At 59.1% G+C, this 8,178-nt stretch carries 9 protein-coding genes; 4 read left to right on the top strand and 5 right to left on the bottom strand.

Going from position 1 to position 8,178, the window contains the following annotated elements; translation table 11 throughout:
• The first annotated feature begins 88 nt into the window (after nt 1-88).
• The gene (cgi121, locus tag OK438_08985) at nt 89-520 is read left to right on the top strand and encodes a KEOPS complex subunit Cgi121 (protein ID MDA4125560.1); all 432 of its coding nucleotides are present in this window, start codon (nt 89-91) and stop codon (nt 518-520) included.
• Here cgi121 and OK438_08980 read toward each other — a convergent pair.
• Both OK438_08980 and OK438_08975 read right to left on the bottom strand, forming a co-directional pair.
• Complete coding sequence (locus OK438_08980; GenBank protein ID MDA4125559.1) at nt 517-1,029, bottom strand: THUMP domain-containing protein; 513 nt, start codon at nt 1,027-1,029, stop codon at nt 517-519. The genes cgi121 and OK438_08980 overlap by 4 nt on opposite strands.
• Nucleotides 1,026-1,631, bottom strand: a complete 606-nt coding sequence (locus OK438_08975; GenBank protein MDA4125558.1) for an L-threonylcarbamoyladenylate synthase — start codon at nt 1,629-1,631, stop codon at nt 1,026-1,028. Before OK438_08975 ends, OK438_08980 begins: the two co-directional genes overlap by 4 nt.
• Nucleotides 1,632-1,863: 232 nt before the next feature.
• Here OK438_08975 and tpiA point away from each other — a divergent pair, with 232 nt between their 5' ends.
• Both tpiA and OK438_08965 read left to right on the top strand, forming a co-directional pair.
• Nucleotides 1,864-2,529 carry a triose-phosphate isomerase gene (gene tpiA / locus OK438_08970; GenBank protein ID MDA4125557.1) on the top strand — a complete coding sequence of 222 codons (666 nt, stop codon included), beginning with the start codon at nt 1,864-1,866 and terminating at the stop codon, nt 2,527-2,529.
• Nucleotides 2,530-2,597: 68 nt separating this feature from the next.
• Nucleotides 2,598-3,851, top strand: a complete 1,254-nt coding sequence (locus tag OK438_08965) for a Glu/Leu/Phe/Val dehydrogenase (protein ID MDA4125556.1) — start codon at nt 2,598-2,600, stop codon at nt 3,849-3,851.
• A gap of 9 nt (nt 3,852-3,860) precedes the next feature.
• On the opposite strand, the gene OK438_08960 is transcribed toward OK438_08965, so the two are convergent.
• A complete protein-coding gene (locus OK438_08960; GenBank protein ID MDA4125555.1) occupies nt 3,861-4,754 on the bottom strand; it encodes a fructose-1,6-bisphosphatase in 894 nt (297 codons plus the stop codon).
• Between the two features lie 112 nt (nt 4,755-4,866).
• On the opposite strand from OK438_08960, the gene OK438_08955 reads away from it, so the two are divergent.
• Nucleotides 4,867-5,622 carry an aldolase gene (locus tag OK438_08955; protein ID MDA4125554.1) on the top strand — a complete coding sequence of 252 codons (756 nt, stop codon included), beginning with the start codon at nt 4,867-4,869 and terminating at the stop codon, nt 5,620-5,622.
• Between the two features lie 166 nt (nt 5,623-5,788).
• Here OK438_08955 and OK438_08950 read toward each other — a convergent pair whose 3' ends face one another.
• Nucleotides 5,789-7,027, bottom strand: coding sequence for an ammonium transporter (locus tag OK438_08950; protein ID MDA4125553.1), 1,239 nt, complete (start codon nt 7,025-7,027; stop codon nt 5,789-5,791).
• Between the two features lie 527 nt (nt 7,028-7,554).
• Nucleotides 7,555-7,845, bottom strand: a complete 291-nt coding sequence (locus OK438_08945) for a hypothetical protein (protein MDA4125552.1) — start codon at nt 7,843-7,845, stop codon at nt 7,555-7,557.
• Nucleotides 7,846-8,178: the final 333 nt, after the last annotated feature.

Here is an 8,178-nt window from a genome sequence, read left to right as displayed (position 1 = left end):
GAGGCGTTTGTTCCAGCTTCAGGCCACAGGACCGTCAGGGACGGTGAAAACGTAGTGCTCATTCCCTTCTCGCACGGAGGGTGAGCGATTGGACACCAAGGCAAGAGCTTTCGCGATAGGGGCCGGGGCCGACCCGGAGTTGGTCAAGAACCGGGTCCGGTCGAAGTGTCCGGGGGCTCTGGTCCAGACAGTCCGAGCAGGGCTGGCTGCCAACGCTTTCTTTGCCGAAATGATTGCGGCCCAGACCATCCGGGCCGAGGCCACGGGAGCTCTCCTCGCCGAAAGGCCCGAAATCGACCTGCTCCTCAGGCTCGCTCAGACCACGCAGATCTCGGAGGCGATAGAGAGAGCAGGAAGTAAGAAGGGGGAACCGTTCCTCTTGGTGGTCGCCTCGATGGGGAAGGGCCTGGGATCCCTTGACAAACTGCGACTAGGCAGGGAGCTCCCTCGGAAGAGGCTATCGGAGCCCGAGCTCGTTGCAATCGAGAAAGCGGCACTGCTTAACGTTCTGAGGGCCTAGGTCGCCCTTTTCAGTTTCGGGACGCTCAGGATTTCATTGGGAGAGAGGACCGAAACGCAGGTGTATTCACCGAATACCTGGACGAGGACGACCTTGTCGGGGTTCTCCAGGTTCACTTTCCGGTCGACCGCATCGGCGATTGCGTCAATGAGCTGCTTGGCCGAGTACGGAGAATCTCTCGCCTCGATGGTGATCCTGAAGCTTTCCGACGGACCGATGGACGACGCGTTTTCCTTCACTGCCGCGACGACCTCCTCCAACTTGGTGTCTACGACCTGGTCCACGGGTATGACCCTCATCATGAACCTCACCTTGAACGGTTCGGACCTGACATATTCAGAGATGAATGTTAGCAGCGCCTTCGGGTCTTCTGCTTCGACTTCAAGCACTCCGTCGTAGGCTGAGCGTTCTATGGTCACCTTCCTCATTCCCGAAAGCAGTGAAACTTCCTTGAATTCTGCAGAGGCGCGGGCTTCCAGGCCCTTGGCCGACGTGACTATGAGGTTCACCCGGTGTCTGCCTCCTCGGAGACCCCGACTGGACCCCGCCTTATAGCCTCGATTTTCTCGCCCGTCACCCTGATGACGGTCGACTCGAGACCCTCCAGCCTCCCCCCGTCCAGGACCAAATCCACAGTGTCGCCCAGCTGTCGCCGGGCTTCCAGCGCTGTCCTGGAGGAAGGAGCCCCGGAGAGGTTCGCGCTTGTTCCAGTCAGTTGACCTCCACATTCGGTAATCAGTCGCAGGCAAAGCTCTGAACCTGGCACCCTCACACCCAGGGTGCCGGTCCCCTGGTGGAGAGGGAAAGGAAGGGGCACCTTCAAGGTCGCGACGATGGTGAGGGCGCCCGGCCAGTGCCGCTCTGCGAGTTTGAGGGCCCTTGGGTTCATCTCGACAAGCCTTAGAGCCGATTCAATGCCGTCACAGAGGATCGGAACCGGGCTCGCGTCGCGTCTCTTCGCTTCGAACAGACGGCGAACTGCCTTCTCGTTGTGAGGGTCGCACCCGAGCCCATAGACCGTGTCGGTCGGATAGACGATAAGCCCACCGGAAGCCACCAAAGCAGAAGCGGACGGGATTGAGTCTTCATCGAACGCAACTATCGACGTCAAGGTCTGGACCCTTTCTCCCACCGAGAGCTTTAATAGGCTAATTGAAACCGCGCTGGCCGAAATGTCCGAAGAGGACCAGGAACTCGACGAGGACTCGGACGAAGACTTAGACGAGGACGGATGGGAAGAGGACTCGGACGAGGACGGGGTCTAGGGACCCCCGGGCTCCGAGACCAAATCGACCCAGACCATCCTTTAAGACCACTTTCCCTACAGTCCGGCGGTCGTCAGAATGAGGACACTCGTCGTAAATTTCAAGAACTACGGAGATATTCAAGGGGAAGGGTCTGTCCGCCTGGCCCAGGCCGCGCAGAGAGTACACTCCAAGACCGGCGTTGAGATTATCGTCGCTCCTCCTACCCCGCTGCTTGCCCTGGTCGCTTCGAGGGTTTCAATCCCAGTCTACAGCCAGTCGGTGGGAGTCGAGGTGGGGGACAAGACGACGGGCGCCGTCATCCCTGAGGCGGTGAAAGGATCCGGAGCGACTGGGACCATACTCAACCATAGTGAATCGCGCCAATCACTACGAGATCTGAAGAGGTTCATGCCGAGGCTCCGCCAGCTTTCCCTCGAAGTCTGCCTTTGCGCTGCGACGACCGCAGAGGTGAGACAGCTCGCAGCCCTGGGCTCGAAGTTCCTTGCCGTGGAGCCTCCCGACCTCATAGGGTCCGGGGTCGCAGTCTCGAAAGCCAGGCCAGAGGTCGTTACCCAGTCGGTCCAAGCGGCGAGGGGGGCTGGGTTCAGGGGGAGCGTACTCTGTGGCGCAGGCATAGTCAGCGGTGAGGATGTCAAGAAGGCGGTCGAGCTGGGGGCGGATGGAGTACTCGTTTCAAGCAGCGTGGTGAAGTCCGGGGACTGGCGCTCGAAGCTGGAAGAGCTGGCTGATTCTCTGAAGTGAGAATGCCCGTAATCTGTTAAATACAATATAAAAAGGGCGATTTCATGAGCCAGACCAAAGTGCTTGATATGAGTCAGTCAAAGCCCAACGCATTCGATAACGCGCTCGAGCAGCTGAGGATTGCTGCGGAGTACCTGAAGCTTGAAGATGGAATCCACCAGATGCTTTCACACCCCAAGCGGGAAGTGACAGTCTCACTCCCCACGAGGATGGACGACGGGAATACCCACGTGTTCACCGGCTACAGGGTCCAGTACAGCGACGCCAGGGGTCCGTGCAAAGGAGGGATCAGGTACCACCCCAACGTTAGCCTAGACGAGGTAAAGGCGCTGGCCGCCTGGATGACGTGGAAGTGCAGCATCGCCGACATACCCTTCGGCGGAGCGAAGGGAGGCGTCATCTGCAACCCCAAGAGCATGTCTCAGCCAGAGCTCGAAAGGATGACAAGACGCTACACTGCTGCGATCGCGGACTTCATCGGACCCTACCGCGACGTGCCGGCTCCGGACGTGTACACCAACGCCCAGGTGATGGCCTGGATCGTGGACACCTATAGCGTGCTCAAGGGATACATGGTCCCTGAGGTCGTGACCGGCAAGCCCATCTCCATCGGGGGCTCTCTAGGTCGAGACAAGGCTACAGGAAGGGGGGCTGTGTTCTGCACAGTGGAGGCGGCGAAGGTCAAGAAGATGGACCTGAAGAAGGCGACCTTCGCGGTCCAAGGATTCGGGAACGCGGGGACAAATTACGCAGAACTCCTGCAGGGCTACGGCTCTAGGCTCGTCGCGGCCAGCGACTCCAAGGGCGCGGTCATGAGCAGGAACGGCATCGACGCCGACAGGCTGATCGCATACAAGGCCAAGACCGGGTCGGTCGTCGGAATGGAGGGGACCCAGCCTGTGAGCGACACAGAGTTGCTCAAGCTGGACGTGGACATCCTCTGTCCGGCGGCGCTCGAGAACGCCATCACGCCTGACATCGCCAAGGGTATCAAAGCCAAGATGATCGTCGAGTGCGCGAACGGGCCTACGACCCCGGCGGCTGACAAGATCATCGACTCCAATGGGATTTTCCTGATTCCGGACATCCTCGCCAACTCAGGCGGAGTGATCGTCAGCTACCTGGAATGGGTCCAGAACCTTGACAGGATAAGCTGGCCCGAGTCGGAGGTCAACGCGAAGCTGGAGCAGAAGATCACAGGAGCGTTCAGGGACGTGCACCAGACCTCAGTCAAGCACTCGACCTCCATGAGGACGGGCGCTCTGATGGTCGGGGTTGGACGGGTCGCCGACGCCATTAGGACTCTCGGGATATTCCCCTAGAGCCCTTCCTCAGCCCGTGGAAACCAGCCTTTCGAGTTCGTGGACCAGGGTAGCGCTTCCTATGTAGGCCGGGGAGGTGTCAGCCAGGCTGCTCGGTGCGATCTCAAGGATGCTCCTATGACCGTCGGTGGCGTAGCCCCCCGCCTGCTCGTTGATCAAGGCCATGGGCGCTGTTTCATACAACACCCTGAGCTTGCCCCTGGGCTTCTCGATGAGGGCAGGATAGGCGAAGATCCCACCTCTCGCAAGGACCTGGTTGTAGTCGCCGACGAACGTCCCGCAGTACCTTACCCGCATTCCCCTTGCCTCAAGGGAGTCTACGAACGCCCGAACTGTGGGGATCCAGTCCTTCCTGAACCCACCCACACCGTAGACCTCGGGATTGTCCGGGACCTTGAGGTCGATGCCGAGGAGCTCGAAGGACATCTTCGCCCCATCTCTGACTGCGACGAACCTGTGGACCCCCTTGCCGAAGGTGAGGGTGATGGTCACCATGCCGCCGTAGGTGACGTAGAGGGCCCCCAGGAGGCTCTTCCCAGAGCAGGGGAGCCGCTGCGAGTAGAATCCGAAGATGCTGCCGAGGGGGTTGTTGGTCTCGACGTTGGAGCTGCCGTCCAGAGGGTCCATGGCAATGCTGACCTTCCCCTTCGATTCGACAGGCTCCGCCATCTCTTCCGAGGCGACCTCGGCGGCGGCGCCTGTCGCCGTCAGCGCTTCGACGAACTCGTCATTGGAGAAGACGTCGATTGCCTTCTGCTTCTCCCCCGATGGATTCAGCTCCGAAAGGAGTCCGGACTTGAAGGGGATGCTCTCCCATACGGAGATGCTTGCCTTTGCGATGGCGGACGTTAGCTGGGCTAGGTCCTCCGGGGCGTTGAGCCTAAGGAACTCCTCGAGCTTCAAAGGACTGGTACAGCGCACACCAGGGCTGATTTAGAGATGATGGTGAGGAGCGCCCGACTCGGTGAACCTAGAACCGAATAGCGTTAAATATCGTGGGAGGCCGTTGAGACCGATGAAGCAGGATAGGATGTCCCCGTTCCTTAGGAAGGGGAAGGGGATGCTTCTGGCCTACGACCAGGGCCTGGAACACGGGCCATCGAAGGACTTCGACGACAGGAACATCGACCCGTCGTTCATAATGGAGACCGCTGTCAAGGGGAAGTTCACAGGGGTGGTCTTCCAGAAGGGCACCGCAGAGAGGTTTTATGACGGAAAGGTGCCACTGATCGTAAAAGTCAACGGGAAGACCAGCCTTCCCAGGGGAGAGCCGTTGTCGAGGCAGCTGTGCTCGGTCGAACACGCCCTATCTCTCGGCGCGAAGGGCGTGGGGTATACCATCTATCTCGGGAGCGCGCACGAGAGGATAATGTTCACCGAGTTCGGGCGAATCCAAGAAGAGGCCCATGAGAAAGGAATAGCAGCCATCGCCTGGGTGTACCCAAGAGGGGAGGCGGTGCAGAATGACACCTCCAAGGAGATCGTGGCATATGCGGCACGGACGGGCCTCGAGTTGGGCGCAGACGCGGTCAAGATCAAGTACACGGGAGACAGTTCGTCTTTCTCCTGGGCGGTCAAGTCTGCGGCGGGCGTCAGAGTCTTCATGTCGGGTGGACCGAAGGCCTCCACTGATGAGGAATTCCTAGAACAGGTGCAGGGCGTGATGGATGCGGGGGGCACCGGCCTCGCCGTGGGGAGGAACGTTTGGCAGAACATGGACCCCCTGAGGATGTCAGAGAAGCTCCGAAGGGTCATCTTTCAAGAGACGTAGTCGAAGATTCGCCCCTGCGTCGAGTCGGCCCTTCAGGGGACCAGGAGAAGAAGACGGGACGCCTAGGTCGCCGTTGACCTTGTTGAGACTGGAGACGAGGTTCCCTGGAGACCCCGAACATGACTCTGGATTTTCAGGCTAGGCGTTTAGGACTTTTCGGGATGGCCTAGTTGTACGCGTCTTCGCCGTGCTCAGATTGGTCGAGGCCGAGCTCTTCCTCTTCGGAGCTGACTCTGAGCGGCGTGACAAGACCTATCGCCTTCAGGAGAAGGTACGACCCGACGAATGCAAAAGCGCTGACGATGACAATTGCGAATCCTTCCAGGAGCAACTGGTTTCCGTTTCCGAAGAGGGCGCCGTTGGGGCCCCCGGGATTGATTAGCGTGGAGGCGAAGATTCCGGTGGCGATTACACCCCACATGCTCCCTGCCCCGTGGCATGCGAATACGTCGAGGGAGTCGTCGAATATCATCCTGCTCGACCTCCAGTTCGCTATGGAGTTCGAGATGACGCCGACGACGAGGCCGATGAACATCGCGGGCCCAGCCCCGACGTACCCGGCCGCGGGGGTGATTGCCACCAGGCCTGCGACCGCACCAATAGAGATTCCGACGGCCGAGGGCTTGCCCTTGCGCCACCAGTCGACCAGCATCCAGCTCACGGCGCCCGCTGCGGCCGCGAGGTTCGTGTTCACCAGCGCCTGGACTGCGATCTCGTTGGCCGCGAGGGCGCTCCCCCCGTTGAACCCGAACCACCCGAACCAGAGGATGGCTGCGCCAAGGATCACGTAGGGAATGTTGTTGGGCCGGACTTCATCCGACTTTTGAATCCCCTGGCGCCTCCCAACGACCACGGCCGCTGCCAGGGCCGAAACGCCCGCGGAAATGTGGACTACGAGCCCCCCTGCGAAGTCGATGACCCCCATGTTCCTGAGCCAGCCCCCGTCTCCCCAGACCCAGTGGGCGATGGGCGCGTAGATGAAGGTGGCCCAGAGCACGGTGAACAGGAGGAGGGCCTTGAAACGGACCCTTTCAGCGAATGCGCCTATGATCAGCGCTGGGGTGATGGCCGCGAACTTGAGTTGGAATGCGAAGTAGAGCAGTTCAGGAATCCCGTTTGAGTATGACGGGTTGGGAGCCGCCCCGACGTTGTTCAGGCCGACCTTGGAGAGGTCCCCCACGATCCCGTTCACGGACGGGGCGAAGGCCAGGCTGTAGCCCCAGAGGGCCCACACGAGGCTGACGACTGCGAAGATGGTGAGGGTCTGCACTATGGTCGAGATGAGATTCTTCCGACGCACCAGTCCTCCGTAGAAGAAGCCGACGGCGGGGGTCATTATCATCACGAGGGCGGTGGCGGCGAGGACCCATGCTATGGCCCCTGAATCGTAGGAGTAGAGGACCAAGTGCCAGCGGCGCCCCAAACGTGTTATTTATCTTGCGAGGGTTGAGGAAGGAACCAGTGTTCAATAACCAAAGACTTTGGTTCTAGATATTCAGTACCCAGTGCTTCCGAGTTTACGGAAGGTCTCCCTTTCGGGCGTCTCTGTTCTGGTTGAGACCACTCCTGGGTAAGCATCCTTGAGATTCATCCCCATATAAATTGTATGCCAAGTGGGCACTGCCCTAGGACGCTCTCTGTTTGCTCTCAGCGCACACGGACCACTGCGGGTATTTGCAGAGGGAGGCAGGTCAACGAGGCGGAGGGTTGGAACCTGGCTGAGGACGCAGCCTCGGAATACCTCAATTTCGGCTTCATTTGTCAACGAGGGCTCGATTTGTCCTACTCTGGAGATAGCCCGGCTAGGATTCGCATCTGTTTAGGGGCTTTTACGAACCAAATTCTGTTATCCATATCAAGCGTGCGTTAGGCTTACGCCTTTGGTGTTGAGTGGGAATCAGAGTGCAGAAGAGGGGTTCTGTAGAGCATCCTTCAACAATACTGCGCCCTTCTGATTCTGTCCTCGCGTTTCGCCAAAGTAGTAAGTGGGTAGACAAGTCCTTGCATGTCCACCCTGGAGACCCTGTCTGGTAGCTCCAGCAAGACCTCACGTAACGGAGAATCTGCCGCGCATTTGTCGGCCACCCTCTTCAACCCGCTGATTTCGACATCTTTCGCGTTGAGGCTTTCCCAGAAAGTATCATAGAAGTAATCCCTCAGAGCCGCCATTGTACCCTCATCAATGATGGGTGTTGGCTTGATTGGCTTGCCTCTTTGAGACACGCCCTCTTCTTCGGCGATTGGGCTGATAAGTTTGACTCCGTTTATGGGTTTGTACCGAGAATAGGTGTGTCCCGGCCAGGATTTAGACCGAAAATCGGTGCAAACCGCTAGTGCAGCTTGGTCTTGAACCGGTTTGCAGTGCGGTCGCCAGCTCTCGCGCCTAGCTACGTTCAAATCTGTAAACCAGCTTGCGATAAAAGTGCCGCGGGTCGGATTTGAGCTTTAATTTGCCGGCAAATCGTGCGGAAGTTTTTCTCGGGCGAGCAACCATGTTCTCCTAGAGGGGAACAAGCCAGCTTCGGATGCTGTGCCAGCTGAGCATCAACCCGAACG

The sequence above is a fragment of the Nitrososphaerota archaeon genome (assembly GCA_027887005.1).
Classification (GTDB): Archaea; Thermoproteota; Nitrososphaeria; order Nitrososphaerales; family Gagatemarchaeaceae; genus UBA183.
This window is presented reverse-complemented; position numbering and strand designations above follow the sequence as displayed.